We start from the raw sequence: 21817 nt of genomic DNA, 5'->3' as shown, positions 1-21817 counted from the left end.
AGCGCCAATGTGAATTTCTCGTGCCTTGTCATGAAGCTGACGGCCCTTTATCGAAAGGTGCAATCTTCACGATAGCGAGATCAGTGGTCTGGGGGGTTAGACCGGTCGTGTCATTTTTTGAATATGCGCTGATAGGGTTTGTTGTCGGCATACTCACAACAGCGCCCGTCGGCCCAGTCAACATCATGGCGATCCAGCATGCTGTTCACAGCGGCTTTCGCCAAGGCGTCTTTGTTGGCCTTGGTGCTGTTGTGGCCGATACGATTTACGCAGCTGCCGCCATTTTCGGTGTGTCCGCGGTCATCAATTTCATTAAGGGTCAATCAGGCCTGATCGAGCTTGTCGGCGGAGCACTGCTGATCATATTCGGCTTCAAGATCTGGCACACCCATCCGCACCTGAACAACAAGGGCAACGGGTTCGAAAGAGGATTTCTCGGAGATGCCACGGCCGCGTTTTTTATGGCGATCACCAATCCAGGGGCAATTCTGGCGTTTATTTTTATCTTCGGCAGCCTGGGCGACTGGCGGCCACAGCATGGTGATCATGTCGGTGCATTGATTATGGTCGCCGGTGTGGCAGCAGGGGCAACGTCATGGTGGGTATTCATATCGGCAACGGTCTCCCACTTCAGACACGCCATCGATGACAAGTGGCTTGATCGGGTGAACCACATCGCGGGCGTTCTGCTGATCGCGTTCGGGCTGCTGCTTTACGCAAACCTGGCGCTCGACGCTTTCGGATAAGGGTATTTGCGAAAGAGAGACTGAATCAAAAAGGCCGGACAATCCGGCCTTTTTCGTCTTCAATCTCAGGCGGACTATTGAAGGACGCGGTTCACAGTATAGTCGCCTTGCAGGATGCGATCCGGCAGTCCTTCGGCAAGCTTTGCAACAGCATCTTCACCATAGGCGGCAACGAGATCCGCGAGGGCTGTGAACATCGCCGCATGCGCGACTGCGTCTGCGTCGACACCATTGGCAATGGCTTCTGCCCATGCGTCGGAAATGAAGCCCAGAGCAGCACGCCTGATGTCTTCGTCTTCGGCAAATTCGGCTTCCATTGCCGCATCAGCATAATCGTCGTTTATCATTCGCTTCCTTACCGGTTCTCTCCGTACGCTGCGTAACAACCCCAGCGTGTTCCTGCCCCGAATCTTGTGTTTCGATCCTAGCACGGCGTACCGCGCTGATAAGTAACCGTGAACGCAAACTTAACGTCCACCCACAAATTTGATGGAAAAGGTTTACGAAGTCGTAACTTTTGAAAGTTTTCTGTGGAATTATCGGCCGTATCGACTGGTGACGTCGGTGATAATTGTTTCGCCTTCGCTCAGGTACTGTCCCATTGCGATACGCGCAGCGTCTGTGCAGTCCCGGTAAGCAACTGAAAAGCCACGATAACCTTGGTTAAAACGTTCGATAAAGCGTCGGCGTCGGTTTTCGTCCAGCGTTTCAGCGTCCAGAAAGTCTTCCATCTGGTCCCGCCAGCTCGGGGTGTCATTTTCACCGCACAACGGCCTGAGAAAATGAAGCGCACCGAAGATTTCAGACAAGCGCATCAACTGCTGCTCGAACGGCGGCTCGTCAAGAGAACTCTCCTGCGCCAATACAACTTCTGAAGGTAACGACAGCAATAGAATCGCAAAAAGGGCGGCACGGGCCGAGGCAAATCGCTTGCATCCGTTCTTCATGAGCGGATCATGCGCAAGTGAGCTGCCTGCTGCAAGCGCTATGGTGATTTGATCCCAAGAATTGGCAGTTGAGGGTGAAAGGCGTGCACCACGAAGGCGAAAGTCACGTCATGAACAAGCGGCACTTCATCGGCCCCTGAGGTCTTCACAGCTTCAACAGAACCGACCGCGCGGCCCGCATCGGTTTTGCCTTTGTCCAGGATAGAGGAAACTTCACCTGTCCAGCGCAGCGATACGTTATCTGCAAACTCAAGCGTTCCGTTCTGGCGGATATGCTCCAGAGTTGCCGCAAAAAGCGTGTCGCCGTCATGGAGGATCACCACCCTTGCCATCGGATTTATATTGTCCGGCAGATCGCCTTTATAGAGCGGATAAGGCGCAGAGCGGCTGTCATACCCGAGATAGGGATTGTGGCCATAGTTGCGTCTTGCAGGTACGGGCCGTGCAAGGACCTCGGCATTCGGATGTGCTTCCTTGAAGTCTGCAAAGGCAACGACCCGCGATGGGATCATTTTCAGCTCCCGGCCGGCATGCGTCCCTACAATTCCTTCGCCCGTAAACTGCTGCCACCATGTCTCGGATTGGCGGTCATACATAACAAGGTCGGAATTGCGCAAAAGACCGGTTGTTCCGAAGTCCAGCAGTTCGCCATCAAGCCTGCGGTCGAAAACAATGGAGGAGTTGCAGAGTGGACAATATGTAACCGCAACCGGGAGATCGCCGATGCGATCATTGACAATTTCGTGCCAGATGAGGATCTGCAGCGGATAGGCCTTAACAACGTCACCGTGTTCCAGACGGATCACCGGTTCCCTGCCGTCCAGCCAGGTTATCGAACTGGCCGATTCAAATCGCGGCTCATCGATCGACGGTATACCGTCTTTCGGTGGACCGCCGGAAAAGATGTCTTTGAAGTCGACGGTGGATTTTGAAAAGTCGGTGGTAAAACCGCCCCGCTGCCATCGTTCAGGACTGGCATGACCTGAACTGGCAAAGGTGAGGGCGAGAAGGCTGACAAGTGTCATGGATCGCAGGAGCGTTGCTCCAGTAGTTCCAAATGGCCACATGGTCGTGTCTCCGAGACGCAAGTTGGTTCCGCGCCATCGTCCGATATTTTTCAGCGGAAATGGAATCACAGTCACTGCAAAGCTGCGTGAAGCGCGTGGGCAGAACGTCAGACCAGCATCAGCCGCCGTATTCGTTCCGGCGTACCGGGCGTTGTCGGTCTGTTTTCCAGATCATCGGTGTGAACCCACGCAACATCAGCGGCGTCGTCACCGGCGAGCGCCGATCCGGAGAGATAGCTGCCACGGAAGACTGTCAGGATGAAATGAGTCACCACCTTTCCGTGCTCGTCCCGGTCAATGGAGTCGAAAGTCTCAACCGGTTCCCCAAGAGCGGCTTGAACACCGGTTTCTTCAAGCAGTTCTCTTGCGGCAGCTTGTTTCAGGGTCTCGCCCAATTCAACAAGACCGCCGGGAAGGCTCCAATGGCCGAGATAAGGCTCCTTGCCGCGCTTGATCATGAGGGCCTTGTTATCTTTAAGGCACAATACACTGACACCGACACGGGGCGCATCTGGATAGAACCGGGACATTCAATGGCCTGAGACTGTAAATAGGATCAGGCGAACAGGGCGTCAATTTCCGCCTGAGCACCGTCGCCTTCATGTTGGGTTGCTTCTGGCTCAACATGACCGTGGATCACCGCACCGGCAACAGATATCAGAGGTTTGATCTCATGGGTCGCTCTATCCGCGATTTCTGCGGCAACAGCGGCAGGGTCTGCCGCTTCGCGCAGCTGACTCTGTATTTCACCCACCAGGTTGTTGATGTCTGCGACCTGTGCTTCCAGATGCTCACGCAGGTAATTGGGCGCGGCGTGATAGGCCGCAATGGCCAGGTTCTTGTCCTTGAAGGTCGAGTTTTCGAAATGACCTTCATAGTCCAGGGGTTCCCAATCAAGAACATCTTCGGCGCAATCAGGCATAGCCGGAAGCATTTCCAGCAACATCATCACTTCGTTGAAATGATTGAGATAGTCCGTGGCCAAACCAGTCTGGGGATTGATATTCGCCTGTTCCAGCCTTTCGGCTGCCAGCTCCCCGGCGCCCAAAACTGGATCCAAACACTCCATACCCGACCCCCGTTATTGACTTGATGCTCAGACTACTTCTTTTTTGTTTCCAATTGCCTAACTTGGCATCAACTTGTAGCGCCGTGTTTTGAACACGAACCGCTTCCGGATAGGGGATACCTAAAATGTGCGGCCGACTTGCCCTCACTACGCCGCCGGACGCCGTTCGGAGTTTTTTTGAATATTTGGACCAGCCGAACTTTCCACCTCGATACAACATTGCACCAACTCAACCACTGGCGATCGTCCGCCAGGACTTCGGGAAGCGTCGGTTTCACCTTTTGCGTTGGGGACTGATACCGTCCTGGGTCAAGGATCCCGCAAGCTTTACGCTGCTGATCAACGCAAGGGCAGAGACAGCAGCGGAAAAACCTTCGTTCCGCGCAGCGATGAGGCATCACCGTTGCCTGATCCCGGCGTCAGGTTTTTATGAATGGCGCAGAACCCCGGAAGGCAAGCAACCTTATTGGATCCACCCTGCCAAAGGCGATCTCATGGCATTTGCAGGTCTTTGGGATACCTGGTCAGACCCCGATGGTGGCGACATGGACAGCGGTGCAATCCTGACCATGCAATCCAATCGGATGATGTCTGGCATTCATCATCGAATGCCCGCCATTCTGAAGCCGGAGGTTTTTGATGTGTGGCTCGATACGGCCAATGTGGATGTGCGTGAGGCGAAGAAACTTCTGGTTCCGGTTGAGGATGACTTTCTGGTCGCTGATCCTGTTTCAACGCGGGTGAACAAGGTCGTCAATGACGATGAAGACGTTCAGCGGCCTGTCGGCGAAGACGAGATGGTTCTGGCGCCCGGGAGGTCCGAAGAACCCAAGCCGTCAAAACCTGCCAAGGATGACAGCCAGCTGGACCTGTTTTGAGGAGATTTCCCGTGCAAAGCGCAATGGATGCTTGTAGGGGAGGGGCTCGAAGGAGTTCCGATGAGCGATGATGACAACACGCCGGCAAAAAGCGATGAGGCAGACAACGAAGCCCTGGCTGAAGCGTACAACAAAGGTCTCGAGCTTCAAAAATCCGGTGATCTGACTGGTGCAGAAGCTGCCTTCCGATTGGCTTTGTCGCTAGATCCGCAGGACACGGGAGGCGTCACCATACGTCTTGCGGCCATGGGCGCTGAAAACTCCCCTCAAAAAATGCCTGACGCCTATGTGGCGACCCTCTTTGATCAGCACGCGGATGTCTTCGATGAGATCCTGGTCGATGAACTGGGGTACTGCGTGCCTTTGTTGGTGCGCGACCTGATCGACCGTCTGGGAATTGGCCCATTCGAGCGCATGCTTGACCTCGGTTGCGGCACTGGATTGACAGGTGTCTCTCTTGCAGATTGCACACATCATCGGACAGGGGTCGATCTGTCGGAACGCATTGTAGAATTGGCCTATGACCGAGAGGTCTATGATGACCTTTATGTTGGTGAAGCTGTTGAGTTTCTGACGGATTTTGAAGATGAGGAGGGTTCCAGGCCGCACTGGGACCTGATCGCCGCCACGGACGTGCTGCCGTATCTGGGGGCGATCGAACCGTTCCTAAACGGTGCGTCAAGCCGGCTGAATACGCGTGGATACCTGACATTTTCCACGGAAACGCTCCCTGATGAGATGCTGGCGGGTCGGCCATATATGGTCGGACCCAAGAACCGGTTTGCCCAAAGCGAAACTTACGTCCTCGCCGGACTAGGCGCAGCCGGTTTTGATGTTCTTGCCATGGAGCCCATTACGGTTCGCCTTGAGGAAGGCGAACCCGTCCCCGGGCATCTCGTGATGGCACGTTTGTGCTAAGCAGTGACGCTTTACTTTGAAAAATAGAATTCGCGGCGCAATGCCGAATTGTGCCAGGGAGATTGCGAGCCTTGCGTGGTAGCGTAAACGTCGGCCTTGACGCGCTTGAGCATGATTTCAATTTCCAGCGCCGGCGTTTCGATATGTTTCAGCAGGGCCTCGGTAAATGGGCTGTTCTGGCCTTCCCCGTCCAGGGCGACATCACCAGGGGCGGTCGCAAATCCGATCAGGATATTGCCATCGCCCGCACGGGGTGCTGCGAGACCGCGGCCAACAGAGGCACTGCGGCTAAGGGTCCGAAATCGTCTGGACAGGGGATTGTCCCGACAGGCGTCGAGCAAAGCGATCGACAGCCGGCCGGGGGCGTTCATGTAGTTCAGGACTGTGCCGAGTTCGATTGTCTCAAAATCGACTGCGGTTGCGTCTTCAAGCTTGGCGTCGATTGGGATGAGAAAGTTTCTGCCATCCATTTGCATGGCATGGCCGGCATAGAAAAAGAGCGCAACATCAGCGTCCTGAATGTTTCGCACAAAGGATCTGATGGTGCTTTCCATGGCGACCTTGCTTTGGTCGAGACCAAGGATGACCGTAAAGCCAAGCCGTTTCAGGGAAGCCGTCAGACCTGCCGCGTCATTCTTCGGATTGGGCAAAGGAGTTGTGTTCTCATAGGCCGAATTGCCGATGACCAGAGCAACGCGCTTTCCGTCGGGCAATGACGACAGGTCAGGCAAATTCGGGGATGAGGCAGGTGGACGTGTTTTTGCATCAGGGCCGATGGTTGGAATAGCTGGAGTCCCAGCTCCGGGCGAGGGAGGCTTGGCAGCTGCAAGATACCGGCCGTGTGCCCAGCCTCGCATGCCGTTGGAAAGCTCAATTTCGAACCAGGCGCCCTGCTGGGCAAGCATAGAAACCTCGGTCCCCTCAAGTAAGCGCGCAATTTCCGTATGACGGGATCCAGCACCTGTCCGCAGCGATAGAAAGCTGTCGCCACTGTCGCTCAAATCGCCGACAACGCCAGGGCGAGGAGGTGCGATCGACCGTTTTGCAATTGTCGGCGATGTGTCCGGAGGATGCGCAATGACAGGTGGTTGCGGTGAGGGCGCATACGAGGGCGCTGTGGCTACGTACTTGCTGTAGGCCCAACCGCTGCGCCCGTTTGCCATTGCGACATTGAGCCAGGAACCATTGCGACCCAGGATTGTCAGCGGCGTATTGGGGGCCATACGCGCGATTTCCTGATAACGCGTCCCGGGACCTGTGCGCAGTGAAAGGTAATTGTCGCCACGGGGATCGAGGCCACTGACATATGCCTGGGAAGATGGTCGCCCTGGCGAGGGCGTTGCGCCTTGTTGCAGTGCTGTCGCAGCAAAGAGGGCCTGCGAGGCCCCGCCTGTCATGCCGGTTGCGGACCAGACTGCGAATTGAAACCGCTGGCCGTTGTGAAAATAGCTGTCGCCAGGAATGACCCCAGTAGAAACCAGACGGGCCTTATAAGAATTTCCGGCGGGCTGTCTCATCCAGCCTAGCGTTACGGCATACCAGCCGTTGTTGGATTGAAAGACGGTGACTTGCGGAAGGCGGTTGGCAAACCCGCTAGCCAGCGAAATTGCGGAATTTGCATCAGGCCGGCTGGCCACCACCAACCAGCCGGAATTTCCGCCTGGCATGACAGAAGCAGCGGCGGTGGAGACCAGGGGTGTCGCCAGCAACGCGAACAAGACGCATAAAAAGTGAAGCCGGTAAAACAGCTTCGAGGCAGCGGCGATCTGCTCGGTCATGTCTGACGTCCTTGGGTCACGGGTACGGATTTGGCCAAAGACACCGCTGCCGACGGGTCGGTGTGCCAAGTCCATCAAGTTGTCTCAAAGGTTACTATGCCATGGCTCACGCAGGTTTTCAGGTCCGATCTGACGAAGGACGACGGCACGGTGCGGCCCTTGCGCGAACGCAATGTCGCACCGTGCATTGGTATCGGACGTCAGCCTGATGTCTTCAGTCGCAGATATGGTTCACCATTGGAGGTTTTTTTAACTGCGACACCATCTGCCGTAATCACGCAGGTAACGCGGCTGCGGAATGAGGAGAAGCTGTCGAATGTTACAACGTCCACCGGTGTGTCGAACTGAAGCGTGATCCGGTATTGCCCCGACGATCCCAGCTTGGAAAGCGATAGGATTTCGCCTTCAAAGGGCTGAAGCATGTATGTCCCCGTCACCCGGTCCGACACGGAAAAGGAAAGTGGGTTTGGCTTCGAGAGTGCCGCGCAGGCGGTGTTCCAGTCCTTGTAGCCATGTTGCACGGACAAGATTTCCAGTGCCTGGCTGTGGGAAACGGTTTGGCCTTTGGCAGCGAGCGCGATGCGCAACCGCTTCGCCTGAGTTTTCAGGTCAGCGACGCTTGGAGGCGACATGAGATATACCTTTCAAGAAAGGCAGGCGATGTCGACGGGGCCCGCATTGCCATCAGCCTGCACAGTCCTGTGGAAGCTCATGCATGTCCGCGAATGGGTCGCGCGAGAAACTTCACCAAAGGCAATTGCCCGCGGGCGGCTGGTGTTCTCAAACCGGAGCCGTCAATAATCGCCGACTTCGACTGAGTCAATGACCAAAAAAGAAAGCCGCTATGGCGGCTTTAAGGAGAGGGAGGTTTAGATGAACCGGCAGGCTTTAGCTGCCGCCGGAAGTTTGTGCGCAATCGGATGGCCCCGATTGCGCAGTCTGCCGGGTGCGACCCCGGATCAGGTTAGGTGTGAATCAGACGTTTCAGGAGTTCGACTTCCTGGGCAAGCACGTTGTCGTCCTTCACCATGGCTTCAATTTTCCGGACAGCATGCAACACAGTCGTGTGGTCGCGATTGCCGAACCTGCGGCCAATTTCCGGCAAAGACCGCCCTGTCATGACCTTTGCGATATACATCGCGATCTGGCGTGGACGCACCAGCGTGCGAGCGCGGCAGGACGACAGAAGGTCTGCCTTCGTGACACTGAAATGCTTGCAGACCACCTGCTGAATTTCCTCAACCTTGATTGAGCGCGGCTCGCCTATCCGAACCAGATCATGCAGGGTTTTTTCAGCAAGCTCCATCGTTACGGACTGTTTGGTCAACTGGTTATGTGCGAACAGTCTGTTCAGGGCACCTTCCAGGTCGCGTGCAGAAGAGATGACGTACCGCGCAATATAGTCGGTAACCTCCTCTGGAACGGAGAAGCCGGGATGTGTCCGCCGCGCAGAGGCGATCCGTTTTCTCAAGATGTCATGACGCAACGCATAGTCCGTCGACTGGATGCCGACAACCTGGCCCCTCTGGATCCGTTGGCGCAGGCCGTGCCCCAGTGTATCGAGATCCTCCGGAGCGCGATCAGACGCCATGATGATTTGGGAGGGAGATTCCATCAGCAGCTCGAGTGTCTTGCTGAATTCCCCATGGGCCTGCTTGCCATGGAGAAACTGAAGGTCGTCCACCAGAAGCAGATCGATGGATCTCATGGCCTGACGGAGCACTGGGAAGGCCGGGGTCCGAAGTGCAGGTACCAGATGGTACATGAAGAACTCTGCAGACAGATACGCGACCTGACGTCCGGTTTTTCGCGCCTCGGTTGCCGCTGCCTGCAGCAGATGAGTTTTGCCGATCCCGGTCGTTGAATGAATGTAGAGAAGGTCCAGCGTGCCTTCGTGGCCCGCAGCCATCTGGCGCACGGCAGCGCAGGCAAGGCTGTTTGAAGCGCCTTCAGCGAACGTGTCGAAAGTAAGTTTCGGGTTCAGAGCTGCGCCGCTCAGGAAATCGGTTGCAGCGTCTTCACCTGTGTCCGCCAGACAGGGGATGGCAGCAGTGCCGACAGTCGAGCCGAATTGCGGCGTACTGCTGAATGGGGCCGGACGACCACTGATCCTGCGAGCGGTGATAGCTTTTGGTGGGGTCTTGCTAATCTGCCGGGGGCGCAACGCGCCGCGAACGGTTAGTTCAATGCGGTTGATTTCGCCCTGTTCGCGTTTCCAAAGTCCAACGAGTTGTTTTTCGTAGTTGCTTTGGATCCAGCTTTTGAGAAAACGGGTTGGAACAGACAGTCGAACTGCGTCGCCTGTCGTCTCTTCGTGTTTTACGCGTCCGAACCAATTGGAAAAAACATCATCTCCCAGTTCGTTTCTCAATTCCTTCTTTACACGATCCCATTGATCCGAGCTTGCTAGGTTCTGAACCTGCATAGTGGCCTCCATTTGAGGGAACGTGCATCTTGCTCCCCCCCGTGCACTGTCTAATGGGCTGCGATATTCCGCCTTCGCTGCCCGTTGCTTTTGTTAGGTCTTTGGACCCTTTTTGGGCCTCCTGACCGGTGGCTTATTAACGCCTATGAAACACCATTAACCTTTTACTTACCATGTTTACAAATAGCTTATTCTTATGAGGTCATAGACGTTTCATATTGTAATTTTTGTAGATGACGATTACGGCGCATGTAAATTTTACATAGCGAATCTTGCATTACGTTGGCGTCAGGAAATTGAATTAAGTCCTGATCGAGTTGATCTCCTTCTGCATCTTCAAGAATGCCTTTGGGCATAAAGACAGTTTTAGGAAATTATTAACTTTTCGGGATTTTTTCTCAAAGTTTTCAAAAGCTGCTTGCAAAAATCGGGAATTTAAGCAGTGAAAATCTAGCAATAGCGCAAATGAGCTAGAGATTTTTAACGATAGCTCAGTCCAGACGATTTTCGTGTGAGGAAGCGAGCTACCCGAAAATTGCAACCAGCATATCGCGAGGTTGCGACTCGCGCAGACGAAGCTGGGGACAATTTCGGCAGCCGGGTGAGACGCTTTAAGGAAAAGCGAGTTGAACCTCGACTTGAGTGCCGTTTGCAGAAACGTCAGTGGGATCAGATGTCTGCGTGCCGGCCAACAAGGAACTTTGCTTCTTGTTTGCGAACATGTGCAGGAATTTCTTATCCCCAGGCGAGCACATAATTATGGCGTCTCGCCAGTATTACCAATTGATCGTTTGTTGGTTTGAACGGTTGGTGCTTGTTCAGTCGCGATCTGAAATCTTGAGCAACACTTTGAGCTCTTTCCAAAGGACAATCTCAGTAATTCAAGCTGACTACTGTCCATCTGAAAATGAATTCGCCCAAATCTTGTTTCGTTTAAAAGAAACAGAAGTTCAATTTGAAAGCCGCTGCCGGCGAGACCGGCAGCTGCTGACACACGAATTCGAGTTGGCTTCAGCCAGGCTTCACAGAACCCGTTTGGGATTGAGAAGGCCCTTTGGATCGAATGCCGACTTAATTCTCTGCATCAGATCCAACTCGATGTCTGTTTTCACTTCCTTCAGCAGCGACCGCTTCAGTCTGCCAATCCCGTGTTCGGCTGATATGCTGCCGCCAAAGTCCTGAACAATGCCGTGAACGATGGCATTCATGTCGTCCCAGTGCGCCAGATAGGCTGCCTTGTCTGCGCCCACTGGCTGGCTGACATTGAAATGGATGTTGCCATCACCGATATGTCCGAACGGCACAGGCCGGCAGCCAGGCACAAAATCCTCAACGGCCGCGGCAGCTTTGTCCAGGAAGTCCGGGATCAAGGCAACTGGAACAGACACATCGTGTTTGATTGATCCGCCTTCAGCTTTCTGAACCTCCGACATACCATGCCGGATGTGCCAGAAATCCTGGACCTGGCCGAGGTTCTGCGCAAACGCCGCGTCTTCCACCAGCCCGTCTTCGAATGCATCCCCCAAGATGCCTTCAAGCAAATCACGAACCGGAAAGGCGTCTGACCCGCTGGAGAGTTCCATGAGAACGTACCAGGCATGTGACCCTTCAAGGGGATCACGCGCTCCGTCCAGGTGGTTCAGGCAAAACTCGACCCCGATGCGAGGCATGATTTCAAAGCCGGTCAGGACGGGTCCAGCCTGCGCTTTTGCAAGGGTGAACAGCTTGAGAGCCGCATGAGGGTCCGGCAGTCCTACGAAAGCTGCTTCCATCTTCTTGGGCTTTGGAAAAAGCTTCAGGGAAGCCGCGGTAATAATCCCCAGGGTGCCTTCGCCGCCGATAAATAATTGTTTCAAATCATAACCGGTATTGTCCTTGCGAAGGGTCCGGAGCCCGTTCCAAATCTCACCTGTCGGCAGGATAACTTCGAGCCCGAGAACGAGGTCGCGGGTGTTGCCATATGCCAATACGGAGGTGCCGCCGGCATTGGTGGAAATGTTGCCGCCGATCTGGCAGGAGCCCTGTGCGCCGAGCGAAAGGGGGAACAGCCGGTCGACTTTTTCGGCCTCGTTTTGCAGCGTCTCAAGCACAACGCCGGACTCCACAATTATGGTGAAACCAACTGGATCGACTGCACGAACCTTGTTCAGTCGAGACAGCGAAAGGACGATCTCATCCCCGGTTTCCTGCGGGATTTGTCCACCGACCAGACCTGTGTTGCCGCCTTGCGGAACAACCTTCAAGTCATGTTGATGGGCATATGTCATCACCGCGCTCACCTCTTCAGTCGAGCCGGGACGCAGCACCATTGATGTGACGCCCTGATAGAGATCGCGCCACTCTGTAAGGTAGGGGGCTTGGTCGCTTGCGTCAGTCAGAACATGTGCCTCGCCGATAATCTCGGCGAAGCGGTCGGCGTGGGGGGAACGCTCCATGCGCGGGTTCCTCGTTAAGTTTGACAGTGAAATTCGCGCGACAACATAGTGTGAGATCGGGCTGCCGTCGACGGCTCATTCCGTCGCCGGGTCTCTTGAAGGAAGAAATCCCTTGTGCCATAGGATGCCAGCCCATTCGGGCGGTAATGAAATCCTTTTCGGAGATGACGATGGCGGAAACGCGCGGACTGATGAATGGCAAACGTGGCCTGATCATGGGCGTGGCAAACAACAAATCAATCGCCTGGGGCATCGCCAAAGCACTGGCGGATGCTGGCGCGGAGCTGGCTCTCACCTATCAGGGTGATGCCCTGAAGAAGCGTGTTGAGCCGCTGGCAGATCAGTTGGGAGCCATTGTTGCCGGACATTGCGACGTAACCGACGCAGCTTCGATCGACGAAGTCTTCAAGACGCTTGAAGACAAGTGGGGTAAAATCGACTTTCTCGTTCATGCCGTTGCTTTTTCCGACAAGGCTGAGCTGACCGGGCGATTTGTCGAGACGAGTTCGGACAACTTTGCACGCACCATGGACATTTCCTGCTATTCGCTGGTCGCCGTGACACAGCGAGCAGAGAAGCTGATGGCCGATGGCGGATCGATCCTGACGTTGACTTATTATGGCGCTGAAAAAGTCATGCCACACTATAACGTCATGGGTGTTGCAAAGGCAGCGCTGGAGACGAGCGTCAAATACCTGGCAATGGATCTTGGTCCGCAGAACATTCGTGTCAACGCGATTTCGGCCGGTCCGATCAAAACACTTGCTGCATCCGGTATCGGTGACTTCCGCTATATTCTGAAGTGGAATGAGTACAATTCACCTCTGCGCCGCACCGTGACAATTGAGGAAGTTGGCGATAGTGCCCTGTTCCTGCTGTCCGACCTCGGTCGCGGGGTTACCGGAGAAATCCAGCACGTTGATTGCGGCTACAACATCGTTGGAATGAAGGCAGTGGATGCTCCCGATATATCGGTCGTAAAAGACTGAATTGGATCAATGGCCGGCTTAGTCCGGCCATTTTTCTTTGCACGGTCTTCCCGCTGCCAAGCCCAAATTTTGTTCTGGATCTTTTATGACAACCGCCATTCCAAATCCGGTTTCGAGCGTCCTGCCCAAGCTACATGACCCTGAGTTTCTGGTTTTTGTTCGCCACGGACAGACAGACTGGAACTTCGAAGGACGTATGCAAGGTCATATGGACATTCCTCTCAACGCAACGGGGAAGGGGCAGGCAACCGGCAATGGCGCTCGCCTGAAATCCTTTCTGGAAGCGGAAGGCATTAGTCACCAGTCTCTGGATTTCGTTAGTTCGCCTCTCGGCCGCACAAGGGCCACGATGGAGTTGATGCGTCAGGCGCTGGAACTCGACGCAGAAACCTACAGGCTTGATGATCAGCTGAAGGAAATCACCTTTGGTGCGTGGGAAGGTTTCACCTTGGAAGAGTTGGCCGACGAAGAGCAGGATTTGATCCTTCAGCGGCGGGCCGACAAGTGGAGATTTGTCCCCCCTGATGGCGAAAGCTACAAAATGCTTTCGGAGCGGATCGGCGCCTGGCTGAAAACGGTCAACCGCCCGACAGTCGTCGTCTCACATGGTGGCGTGTTCCGCGTGTTGCGTGGTCACCTTGAAGGGTTGGACACCAAGCGGATACCGAAACTGGATGTCCCTCAAGACAAGATCTTTGTCTGGCGCCGCGGCGCGTTTGAAGAAATCTAGCTCCAAGACCTGGCGGGCAGGATCCTGCAGAGGGCAAAGCCAGGGTTGGACCGACGGCTCTTTTGAACGCAACTCTTGTCCAGGCACTCTTCAAAATTCGACTGCCGAAACACAAATATTTGACCAAGACCGGGCCGGTCGCCTGATCGGCAACGCGCTTAGCAACGTAGCCTACCAAAGGTTACAGGGGCAGAAATCGTGTCTGCAGATGATTTTTACAGTGAATTGCCGAGTTTTTCCGACTTCAGCACCGTTGCTGATTTGAAGGATTACCGCCCGGTCCCAGACGACTGGTGTGTTCTTGCGGCAGACATCGTCCGTTCGAGCGATGCTGTTGCCGAGGGGCGATACAAGGACGTCAACATGGTTGGCGCTGCCGTCGTGGCTGCTGTGCTCAATTGTGTCGGCAGAGAGCGGGTCCCTTTTGTCTTCGGTGGCGATGGTGCGATGCTGGTTGTTCCGGCAAGCGAAGTCGCAGCCGGTCGGGAAGCGCTGGCAGGGGTTGCGGATCTAGCCCGACAGGTCATGGAACTTGAATTGCGTGCAGCTGCGATCCCCGTTGCCCACATCCGGGAGCTCGGGGGCGACATTCGATTGCGCAAATACCGACTGAGCCCAGGCAATCACCTTGCGATGATTGTGGGAGATGGTCTGGCAATGGCCGACCGGATCCTGAAGGATCCTGACGCTTGTGCGCCGTTCGCCGTATCACAGGAAAACACGCAGCTGCCACCCTTGGATGGTTTGTCCTGTCGGTGGGAACCGCTTCCTGCACAGAACGGGCACATTGTGTCATTGATTGTCAAACCAACCGGACGCAAATCGCTCCCGGAAATCATGAACGATGTTGCCGGTGTCATTGGCTTCAATCCACTGATAGACGACGCAAGAACAAAACTGGCTGAAGAACCCCGGCTGAAATTCAGATTTCCACCTCGTGGTCTCAAACTGGAAGTCAATCTGACATCCGCCGGCAAGACGTTCAGGGGATGGTCGATGGCACTCGTTGAATGCGTGTTTTTCGTCTATGGCTATGCGACCGGCAGGCGGGTGGGGCCTTTTGATCCGAAGAAATACTTCAACGAACTCAGCCTGAACTCCGATCATCGCAAGATCGGGGACAGCCTTCAGCTCGTGCTGGATGTCACTGCCGAACAATTGGCGGCAATCAGGGACAGTCTTGCAAAGGCCTACAAGGCCAGGGAAGCCGTGTTTGGCATGCACGTCTCGGATGCTGCTTTGATGACCTGTTTCGTCGAGGATATCGGCAAAAGCCAGCACATCCATTTCATTGACGGCGCAAATGGCGGATTTTCCATGGCGGCGGCTGAGTTCAAGGAGCGTGAAGCGGCGCTCAGCGCTCCGTAGAAACGACTACCGGGAACGGACCGAGCGGATCGACTTTTGGTCGGGCAGCTGTGCCTTAACAGAAAAATTCTGTTTGAGGATGAGCGTTGCCAGCTCGTCTTCTGGGACGGCCTTGGAAATCAGGAAGCCCTGAATGACATCGCAGCCGTTTTCCAGCAACCACTGTCGCTCGGCTTCCGTTTCGACACCTTCTGCCAGGACGCTGATATCAAGGCTCTTGGCAAGGTTTATCAAGGCACTGGTAAACTTCTGCAGGGCAGGCTTGTGATCGACCCCGGAAATGAAGCTCCGGTCGATTTTTACGCGATCGACCTTAAGATCCCTCAAGCTTGAAATGCTTGAGTGCCCGGTACCGAAATCGTCCAGCTCGATGTGGAAGCCGAGGTCGGACAGGCGCGCGATGTTTTCCTTGATAGGCGCGGCGGTGATCTCGTCGATCATGACCGCCTCCAATATCTCAAGGCTGACGGTTGCCGGTTCCAGCCCCATGTCACGGACTTGTTTGTAGAGTGCGTCGACCGCCTCCGCGCTGGCCAGAAGACTGGCGGATACATTCAGGCCAAGGTGGAAATTCCGTTGTGTTCGGCCACTGAGATTGTCGGCAAGGCGAAGGGCGTTGGTGCGCACCGTCGTTTCGATGAGCTCCATGTAGCCGGCTTCGACTGCTGCAGGCAAAAATGAACCTGGATAGCGCACCTCGTCGTGGTCGATCCAGCGAACCAATGCTTCCGCACCAACGATCTCACCCGTGTGAATATCGATTTGCGGCTGATACCACGGCAGGATGACGCCTTCTTCGATGGCCTTGAGCAATTCCTTGGCAATTTCGCCGTGTTCCTCAAAGGCTGCGCGCATTTCCGGCGTGAAGAGATCGAAGGTACTGTAGCCCTTCTGTTTGGCGGACCTCAACGCAAGGGCCGCATCTGTCAGGGTGTGGCTTGTAAGGCAATCGCCTCGCCGGCTTATAAGTAGGCCGACATTCGCTTCGATCTTGACCTTCTGATCGGCAACAAACCGTTCTTTTCGGATTTCCTGAATCAGTTCTTCGGCAAACTCTTTGAACTTTCCTGCGTCCGTCAGCTCTGGTCTGAACAGCAGGAATTCCGTGCCGCCCGTGCGACTCAGGAAGTCTTCCGGGTCCGCGATTTCACCGAGCTGCCCGGCAACACTTCTTAGGATCGAATCCCCGCATTGATCACTGAAACGATCATTGACCTTCTTGAATTGCCGCAAATCGAGCAACAGCAACCCGTATCGCGCATTCGGGGCCGGTTCGGGAAGTGTCTTTATTCTTTTGAGAAGCGCACGACGATTTGGCAGGCCGGTAAGCGGATCATGATAGCCGAGGCTTTCGATTTCCTGTTGGGTCCGTTCCGCGAGTGCCCTTGTCAAAGCAACGGAAATTGCAAAGGCCGCGACAATCACAAGCGCGCCGATCAGTCCGGCGAGAAGAACGTCGAGCTGCATTTCGGTCCGTCGCTTGACCAGATCGCCATTGAGATAGTCCAGGCTCGACTGCCAAAGTGCCAGTGTTGCAAGCATCAGTTCCGGATGCACCTCGGCGATCGGGCCTGCGGCGACATCCTTGCCGGTCTTTGCAAGGATCGTTGATCGAAGAAGTTTGCTGCCTTCCGATTGGAAGGCGAAATTAGCCTGCCGGAAAAGTTGCGTCTTGCTTTGCAGCGCCGCAGAACCCGGTCCCTCCAGCTTGTCGATGAAGTTTGCCGTGATTTGTGAGGCTGTATCAGCGGCAGCCTTGAATTTCCCACCCTGTACGGTGATCAACATCTTCTCCCAGACGTTGACCTTCTTGCGTGTGAACAGTCTGCGGGCATCGTCGGTCATCTTGGAAGACTCGATGATCACCGAAAAAAGCAGGTTGTTGACCAGGTTTGGGAGCGTCGAAGCCTCGTAGGATACCGACATGTCGAGCATTGCAACGCGGGAAATACTCACACTCAGTTCCTGTGCGTACCCGAGAGATGTCTTCACATCGGGTTCGTTGAGGAAAATATCGAGTTGGCTTGTAAGAGGGTCAGCAAGGTTTTCGCCGCCGAAATCGATCAGTTCTTGCCTGAGGTTCGGGGGAACTTTGCCGAGAGAGCCAGTGACGGATTTTTCTTGCACAAGCGGGCCAAGCGCTTGAATGAGATGCAGTCCGCGCAGACTTTGATCAATGGCTTCGACGTTTTCAAATTTGTTTTTGAACCACAGCGAGGCGAACAGCAGGCAGGGCGCCAGCAGAAAAACCATCAAACCTGTTAGCCAACCCCGAATGCGCACTTCTGTGTCTCATATTAGCCCCAGTTCCCAAAGTAATACCGATAGAGCCTTAAGGATTGGCAAATCTGGTATAGATTTTTTTCCTGTGCAATCAAATGGCAGTAAACCATAGATTGAGAACCGCAATGGAACACTAGGTGACTTGCGGGCAGCTATCCGTTTTCAATCGATTTTGAAGCAGCCAGTGGCAATAGCGCGAAATCGCCTGTTGTCTCGGGCGATGGGCTTGAGCTTGATCCTCTGATGGCGTATCGCTCAGCGCCTGACGATTTTCCTGATATTTCCGGATACTTACCATGTCGCATAACAGTTTTGGCCACCTATTCCGTGTCACTACGTGGGGCGAAAGCCATGGACCGGCAATCGGCTGCGTGATTGACGGTTGTCCGCCGCTTGTCCCGCTCACTGAAATCGACATTCAAGGATATATGGATCAGCGCAAGCCTGGCCAGTCCCGTTTCACTACCCAGCGACGTGAGCCTGATGAAGTCAAAATTCTCTCCGGTGTCATGGTCGATGAGGACGGTGTGCAGAAGACAACCGGAACGCCGATCTCCTTGATGGTCCAAAACACGGATCAACGGTCAAAGGACTATTCGGAAATCAAGGACCGTTTCCGACCCGGACATGCTGACTTCACGTATGACGCAAAATACGGGATCCGTGATTATCGCGGCGGCGGCCGTTCTTCTGCTCGCGAGACCGCCATGCGGGTTGCAGCGGGAGCGGTTGCGAGGAAAGTTTTACAGGGCGTTACCATTCGAGGTGCCTTGGTCCAGGTTGGTCCACACAAGGTTGACCGCAACAATTGGGATTGGGCGGAAATCGCAAACAATGCATTTTTCGCGCCCGACAAGCAGGCGGCTGCATTTTGGGCCGACTATCTTGACGGAGTTCGAAAAGCGGGGTCCTCGGTCGGTGCCGTAATTGAAGTGGTCGCCGAAGGTGTTCCTGTTGGATGGGGAGCGCCTATCTACGGAAAACTCGACACTGATCTTACGGCTGCGATGATGTCGATCAATGCAGTCAAGGGTGTCGAGGTCGGCAATGGTTTTGATGCGGCTACTTTGACAGGGGAAGAGAATGCTGACGAAATCCGGGTCAATGACGTCGGGCAACCGGTCTTCCTGACCAACAATGCTGGCGGTGTGCTGGGAGGGATCTCCAACGGTGACCCCCTGGTTGTCCGGTTTGCCGTAAAGCCGACATCGTCCATCCTGACAGAACGCAAGTCGATCACCCGGCAGGGTGAAGAGGTTGACGTGATGACCAAGGGCCGTCACGACCCCTGTGTTGGCATTCGTGCAGTTCCGGTCGGAGAGGCCATGATGGCGTGCGTTTTGGCGGACCACTTCCTGCGGCACCGGGGCCAGGTCGGCTGACTTGTTGGCTGGTCTTGTTCACTACGTGAGAAAAAGCCTCAAGACACCCGCGCAGGACAGCATGATCAAGAGCCCGAGACAAAAGCTCTTATAGGCACTTTGCAGCCTTTGGCTGAAGAGGCGGCTTCCAACATAGACGCCGACCAGAACGGCAGGTGCCAAGGCAATGCCGCGTTTGAGAGATGTCTCGTTCAGAACATCAAAATAGAGCAGTGCGACGAATGACACCGCCATGCTCGCGAACAGGTACAGCACTAAAGAGGCACGCATCTTTCGCGCCTCATGCGCAGTGCCAAGAACGTAAAGCGCGATGACCATCCCGCCAACAGACGCAAGCCCAGTGGCGATGCCGGAGACAATTCCCGTTACAGATAACGCGCCGCGTATCTCGAACAGCTTCAGATTTACTTTGAAGAACTGAAAGACCGACAGCGCCAGCACAAGCGTAAGAGCAACGGCTTTTGAAATTTCAGAGGGAATTGACGTTGTGGCCAGCAGTCCCAGCGGTGTGCCGACGGCACTTCCGGCGGCAAGTGTGAGGGACATTCGCCTGTCCGCATCCCTGAAGCCGCCGCGGAACATCACGAGGCTTGCGGTCGTCTCTAGCAAGAAGCAAATCGGTATCAGGTCTACGGGTGGCAGAAACACCACCATGCTTGCCATCACGACAGCCGAAAGACCGAAACCGGTAAACCCGCGCACAGCGCCAGCGAGGAAGGCAACGGCCAGCGAAATCATAAAGAGAGACGGTGGTAGCCCAATCCAGTCGGCAAGTGCCTGCATAGTGTTCCAGCCCTTCAAGTGACAATGAGTTCTGAGGCATGCAAAGACGCAGGTAAACGCTCGATTTTGCATAGTCAGTCTGCAAGAATGCAGACATGAACTGGGAGAACCTTAAATTTTTGCTGGCCTTTTATCGCGCCGGCACGCTTGTCGAAGCTGCTCAAAGGCTCGGCGTCGATGCAACCACGGTCTCGCGCCGCCTCGCGGCGCTTCAAGACGAAACCGGTGTTGCATTTCTGGAGCGTTCGTCAGGAGGTGCGCTCACGCTGACGCGGGCTGGTCAAAAGGCAGTGCAGCATGTGGAAATGGCCGAAACGGCCCTCGTGAAACTGGATGAAGACCTGACCGGTGCGCGGTTTGCCGAGGAAGGCATTGTTCGCATTTCCTCGGTGCCTGTGGTGGTCAACAGCTTGCTGATACCGCGTGCCAGCGAGTTTGCGTCCAAACACCCGGGTATTGAGCTGCACCTGGCCTCTGAAGGGCGCAATGTTAGCTTGCCGAAGCGCGAAACAGATATGGCAATTCGGCTCGGTCGTCCGGGCGAGGGCGGGCACAATGTCAAGGCGAAAAGGATTGCGGTGCTGAACCATGCGATCTATTCGCCCTCTTATAATAGGTCGATGGACCTGCCCTGGGTTCAGTACCACGAGGACATGAGCTTTCTGCCTCAGGCCCGCTGGGTGGCGGAGAACGGCTCTTCGACAAAAAGCGAGCTTTCGAACGTTCGGCCCTATGATCTTGAAGGTGTGATCGAAGCCGTGGCGGCGGGATTGGGCAAGTCGGCATTGCCAACACTTATCGCAGAGAAGGATGAGCGCCTTTCCAGGCTGGCGAAGACCGAACCAGAACTATTGCGCGAGGTCTGGCTGCTGCAGCACGCCGATCAGGCGTCACTTGCGCGCATGAAAACCGTCAGCCATTGGCTTGAGGAGATTTTCAGCGTGAAACCTCATATATGAGTTTGGTTTCCGGTCGCCATTTGCTCGTCTGGTGCGCCGATTGATACAAAGCGTTACACAATTCTTGGGTGCGCAAGCTGGATCTCGAGAATGAGGCTTCTAGTTGCCTGAGGGCAGAAAGCCCGAATTTTCAGGGAGCATGGACATGAATGACATGACACCGGTGCGCCGCATGACGGCCAAGGATTTCCCCCAGGAATTGCTGGATCTTTACGATTATTACGCTCATGGCAAAATAACCAAGCGTGAGTTCTTGAGCGGAGCAGCCAAGTTTGCGGTTGGTGGAGTAACTGCAACGATGCTGCTCAGTCAGCTCTCGCCAAACTATGCGCTTGCGCAGCAGGTAGAGCCTGACGATGCCTCGATTGTGACGGAGCGCATCACATATCCGTCGCCGAACGGCCATGGCGAGGTGAACGGCTATCTGGTGAAGCCGGCCGGAGCAACCGGTAAGCTTCCGGCCGTGCTTGTGATCCACGAAAATCGGGGTCTTAACCCCTACATAGAAGACGTCGCCCGAAGACTTGGCAAGGCCGGTTTCATGGCGCTGGCACCTGACGGTTTGACGTCCGTAGGCGGTTATCCCGGCAGCGACGACAAGGGACGCGAACTTCAGCGCACGGTCGACCGGGAGAAATTGCTCAATGACTTCTTTGCCGGATTTGAATTCCTGCTGAACAACGATGACAGCACAGGCAAGGTCGGAGCGGTTGGCTTCTGCTATGGTGGTGGTGTCGTCAATGCAATCGCGGTCGCTTATCCTGAACTTGCCGCCGGAGTACCGTTTTACGGGCGCCAGCCGGACCCGGCAGACGTAGCAAAGATCGAAGCACCACTGATGTTGCAGTTTGCCGAGCTGGATGAACGTATCAATGCGGGCTGGCCCGCATATGAGGAGGCTCTCAAAGCCAATGGCAAGGAGTATGTCGCGCATATGTATCCGGGCGTAAACCACGGCTTCCACAACGATACGACGCCGCGTTTCGACGAAGCAGCTGCAAGACTGGCAGAGGACCGGACGGTGGCGTTTTTTAAGGAAAAACTGATGTAGGTTTCAGAA

Annotated in this window: 20 protein-coding genes; 9 read left to right on the top strand and 11 right to left on the bottom strand. The window is 55.0% G+C overall.

Annotation, left to right across the window (positions count from 1 at the left end; translation table 11 throughout):
- Positions 1 to 107 precede the first annotated feature (107 nt).
- Positions 108 to 746 carry a LysE family translocator gene (locus FIV00_RS23450; RefSeq protein ID WP_152503023.1) on the top strand — a complete coding sequence of 213 codons (639 nt, stop codon included), beginning with the start codon at positions 108 to 110 and terminating at the stop codon, positions 744 to 746.
- Between the two features lie 74 nt (positions 747 to 820).
- Here the strand turns inward: FIV00_RS23450 and FIV00_RS23445 are convergent, their stop codons facing one another.
- The 5 genes from FIV00_RS23445 to FIV00_RS23425 form a co-directional block, all read right to left on the bottom strand.
- A complete protein-coding gene (locus tag FIV00_RS23445) occupies positions 821 to 1093 on the bottom strand; it encodes a hypothetical protein (RefSeq protein WP_006933467.1) in 273 nt (90 codons plus the stop codon).
- A gap of 189 nt (positions 1094 to 1282) precedes the next feature.
- On the bottom strand, positions 1283 to 1693 hold the full coding sequence (locus FIV00_RS23440) for a TIGR02301 family protein (RefSeq protein ID WP_152503022.1): 411 nt from the start codon (positions 1691 to 1693) through the stop codon (positions 1283 to 1285).
- A 38-nt stretch (positions 1694 to 1731) separates the two neighbouring features.
- A complete protein-coding gene (locus FIV00_RS23435) occupies positions 1732 to 2835 on the bottom strand; it encodes a DUF3179 domain-containing protein (protein WP_247649274.1) in 1104 nt (367 codons plus the stop codon).
- A 32-nt stretch (positions 2836 to 2867) separates the two neighbouring features.
- Entirely contained in the window at positions 2868 to 3290 is a 423-nt protein-coding gene (locus tag FIV00_RS23430; protein WP_152503021.1) for an NUDIX hydrolase, read from the bottom strand.
- Between the two features lie 26 nt (positions 3291 to 3316).
- Positions 3317 to 3808, bottom strand: coding sequence for a hypothetical protein (locus tag FIV00_RS23425; protein ID WP_152503020.1), 492 nt, complete (start codon positions 3806 to 3808; stop codon positions 3317 to 3319).
- Positions 3809 to 3954: 146 nt separating this feature from the next.
- Between FIV00_RS23425 and FIV00_RS23420 the strand changes: the two genes are divergently transcribed.
- Positions 3955 to 4707, top strand: a complete 753-nt coding sequence (locus tag FIV00_RS23420) for an SOS response-associated peptidase (RefSeq protein ID WP_152503019.1) — start codon at positions 3955 to 3957, stop codon at positions 4705 to 4707.
- A 60-nt stretch (positions 4708 to 4767) separates the two neighbouring features.
- Positions 4768 to 5625 (top strand): methyltransferase, encoded by an 858-nt coding sequence (locus FIV00_RS23415; RefSeq protein ID WP_152503018.1) that lies wholly within the window; start codon positions 4768 to 4770, stop codon positions 5623 to 5625.
- An 11-nt stretch (positions 5626 to 5636) separates the two neighbouring features.
- Here the strand turns inward: FIV00_RS23415 and FIV00_RS23410 are convergent, their stop codons facing one another.
- From FIV00_RS23410 to FIV00_RS23395, 4 genes are all read right to left on the bottom strand, one after another.
- The gene (locus FIV00_RS23410) at positions 5637 to 7403 is read right to left on the bottom strand and encodes a caspase family protein (RefSeq protein ID WP_173006120.1); all 1767 of its coding nucleotides are present in this window, start codon (positions 7401 to 7403) and stop codon (positions 5637 to 5639) included.
- 200 nt (positions 7404 to 7603) lie between these two features.
- Complete coding sequence (locus FIV00_RS23405) at positions 7604 to 8035, bottom strand: glyoxalase superfamily protein (RefSeq protein ID WP_152503016.1); 432 nt, start codon at positions 8033 to 8035, stop codon at positions 7604 to 7606.
- Positions 8036 to 8367: 332 nt separating this feature from the next.
- The gene (gene dnaA / locus FIV00_RS23400) at positions 8368 to 9828 is read right to left on the bottom strand and encodes a chromosomal replication initiator protein DnaA (RefSeq protein WP_209006676.1); all 1461 of its coding nucleotides are present in this window, start codon (positions 9826 to 9828) and stop codon (positions 8368 to 8370) included.
- Positions 9829 to 10850: 1022 nt separating this feature from the next.
- Positions 10851 to 12263: an FAD-binding oxidoreductase gene (locus tag FIV00_RS23395; protein ID WP_152503014.1), complete on the bottom strand. Its 1413-nt coding sequence runs from the start codon at positions 12261 to 12263 to the stop codon at positions 10851 to 10853.
- A 170-nt stretch (positions 12264 to 12433) separates the two neighbouring features.
- Here FIV00_RS23395 and fabI point away from each other — a divergent pair, with 170 nt between their 5' ends.
- From fabI to FIV00_RS23380, 3 genes are all read left to right on the top strand, one after another.
- The gene (fabI, locus tag FIV00_RS23390) at positions 12434 to 13252 is read left to right on the top strand and encodes an enoyl-ACP reductase FabI (protein WP_152503013.1); all 819 of its coding nucleotides are present in this window, start codon (positions 12434 to 12436) and stop codon (positions 13250 to 13252) included.
- Positions 13253 to 13337: 85 nt separating this feature from the next.
- A complete protein-coding gene (locus tag FIV00_RS23385) occupies positions 13338 to 13982 on the top strand; it encodes a histidine phosphatase family protein (protein WP_152503012.1) in 645 nt (214 codons plus the stop codon).
- A gap of 198 nt (positions 13983 to 14180) precedes the next feature.
- On the top strand, positions 14181 to 15350 hold the full coding sequence (locus FIV00_RS23380) for a DUF3095 family protein (protein ID WP_209006675.1): 1170 nt from the start codon (positions 14181 to 14183) through the stop codon (positions 15348 to 15350).
- 6 nt (positions 15351 to 15356) lie between these two features.
- On the opposite strand, the gene FIV00_RS23375 is transcribed toward FIV00_RS23380, so the two are convergent.
- Positions 15357 to 17633 (bottom strand): bifunctional diguanylate cyclase/phosphodiesterase, encoded by a 2277-nt coding sequence (locus FIV00_RS23375; RefSeq protein WP_152503011.1) that lies wholly within the window; start codon positions 17631 to 17633, stop codon positions 15357 to 15359.
- A gap of 296 nt (positions 17634 to 17929) precedes the next feature.
- Between FIV00_RS23375 and aroC the strand changes: the two genes are divergently transcribed.
- Positions 17930 to 19015 carry a chorismate synthase gene (aroC, locus tag FIV00_RS23370; protein WP_152503010.1) on the top strand — a complete coding sequence of 362 codons (1086 nt, stop codon included), beginning with the start codon at positions 17930 to 17932 and terminating at the stop codon, positions 19013 to 19015.
- A 21-nt stretch (positions 19016 to 19036) separates the two neighbouring features.
- Here aroC and FIV00_RS23365 read toward each other — a convergent pair whose 3' ends face one another.
- Positions 19037 to 19798 (bottom strand): sulfite exporter TauE/SafE family protein, encoded by a 762-nt coding sequence (locus FIV00_RS23365; protein ID WP_209006674.1) that lies wholly within the window; start codon positions 19796 to 19798, stop codon positions 19037 to 19039.
- Positions 19799 to 19893: 95 nt separating this feature from the next.
- On the opposite strand from FIV00_RS23365, the gene FIV00_RS23360 reads away from it, so the two are divergent.
- Both FIV00_RS23360 and yghX read left to right on the top strand, forming a co-directional pair.
- Complete coding sequence (locus FIV00_RS23360; protein WP_152503009.1) at positions 19894 to 20757, top strand: LysR family transcriptional regulator; 864 nt, start codon at positions 19894 to 19896, stop codon at positions 20755 to 20757.
- Between the two features lie 163 nt (positions 20758 to 20920).
- A complete protein-coding gene (gene yghX, locus FIV00_RS23355; protein WP_152504403.1) occupies positions 20921 to 21808 on the top strand; it encodes a YghX family hydrolase in 888 nt (295 codons plus the stop codon).
- The last annotated feature ends 9 nt before the right edge of the window (positions 21809 to 21817 follow it).

This window comes from Labrenzia sp. THAF82 (assembly GCF_009363435.1).
GTDB lineage: Bacteria > Pseudomonadota > Alphaproteobacteria > Rhizobiales > Stappiaceae > Roseibium > Roseibium porphyridii.
Note: the sequence above shows the minus strand (reverse complement) of the source record. Positions and strands in the feature narration are given on the sequence as shown.

Excerpts from the sequence above, each read along its gene's own strand:
- FIV00_RS23385 (WP_152503012.1), top strand. The coding sequence starts at position 13,338 with ATGACAACCGCCATTCCAAATCCGGTTTCGAGCGTCCTGCCCAAGCTA.
- dnaA (WP_209006676.1), bottom strand. The coding sequence starts at position 9,828 with ATGCAGGTTCAGAACCTAGCAAGCTCGGATCAATGGGATCGTGTAAAG.
- aroC (WP_152503010.1), top strand. The coding sequence starts at position 17,930 with ATGTCGCATAACAGTTTTGGCCACCTATTCCGTGTCACTACGTGGGGC.
- FIV00_RS23365 (WP_209006674.1), bottom strand. The coding sequence starts at position 19,798 with ATGCAGGCACTTGCCGACTGGATTGGGCTACCACCGTCTCTCTTTATG.
- FIV00_RS23430 (WP_152503021.1), bottom strand. The coding sequence starts at position 3,290 with ATGTCCCGGTTCTATCCAGATGCGCCCCGTGTCGGTGTCAGTGTATTG.
- FIV00_RS23420 (WP_152503019.1), top strand. The coding sequence starts at position 3,955 with ATGTGCGGCCGACTTGCCCTCACTACGCCGCCGGACGCCGTTCGGAGT.
- fabI (WP_152503013.1), top strand. The coding sequence starts at position 12,434 with ATGGCGGAAACGCGCGGACTGATGAATGGCAAACGTGGCCTGATCATG.
- FIV00_RS23360 (WP_152503009.1), top strand. The coding sequence starts at position 19,894 with ATGAACTGGGAGAACCTTAAATTTTTGCTGGCCTTTTATCGCGCCGGC.
- FIV00_RS23410 (WP_173006120.1), bottom strand. The coding sequence starts at position 7,403 with ATGACCGAGCAGATCGCCGCTGCCTCGAAGCTGTTTTACCGGCTTCAC.
- FIV00_RS23415 (WP_152503018.1), top strand. The coding sequence starts at position 4,768 with ATGAGCGATGATGACAACACGCCGGCAAAAAGCGATGAGGCAGACAAC.
- FIV00_RS23440 (WP_152503022.1), bottom strand. The coding sequence starts at position 1,693 with ATGAAGAACGGATGCAAGCGATTTGCCTCGGCCCGTGCCGCCCTTTTT.
- FIV00_RS23405 (WP_152503016.1), bottom strand. The coding sequence starts at position 8,035 with ATGTCGCCTCCAAGCGTCGCTGACCTGAAAACTCAGGCGAAGCGGTTG.
- FIV00_RS23395 (WP_152503014.1), bottom strand. The coding sequence starts at position 12,263 with ATGGAGCGTTCCCCCCACGCCGACCGCTTCGCCGAGATTATCGGCGAG.
- FIV00_RS23445 (WP_006933467.1), bottom strand. The coding sequence starts at position 1,093 with ATGATAAACGACGATTATGCTGATGCGGCAATGGAAGCCGAATTTGCC.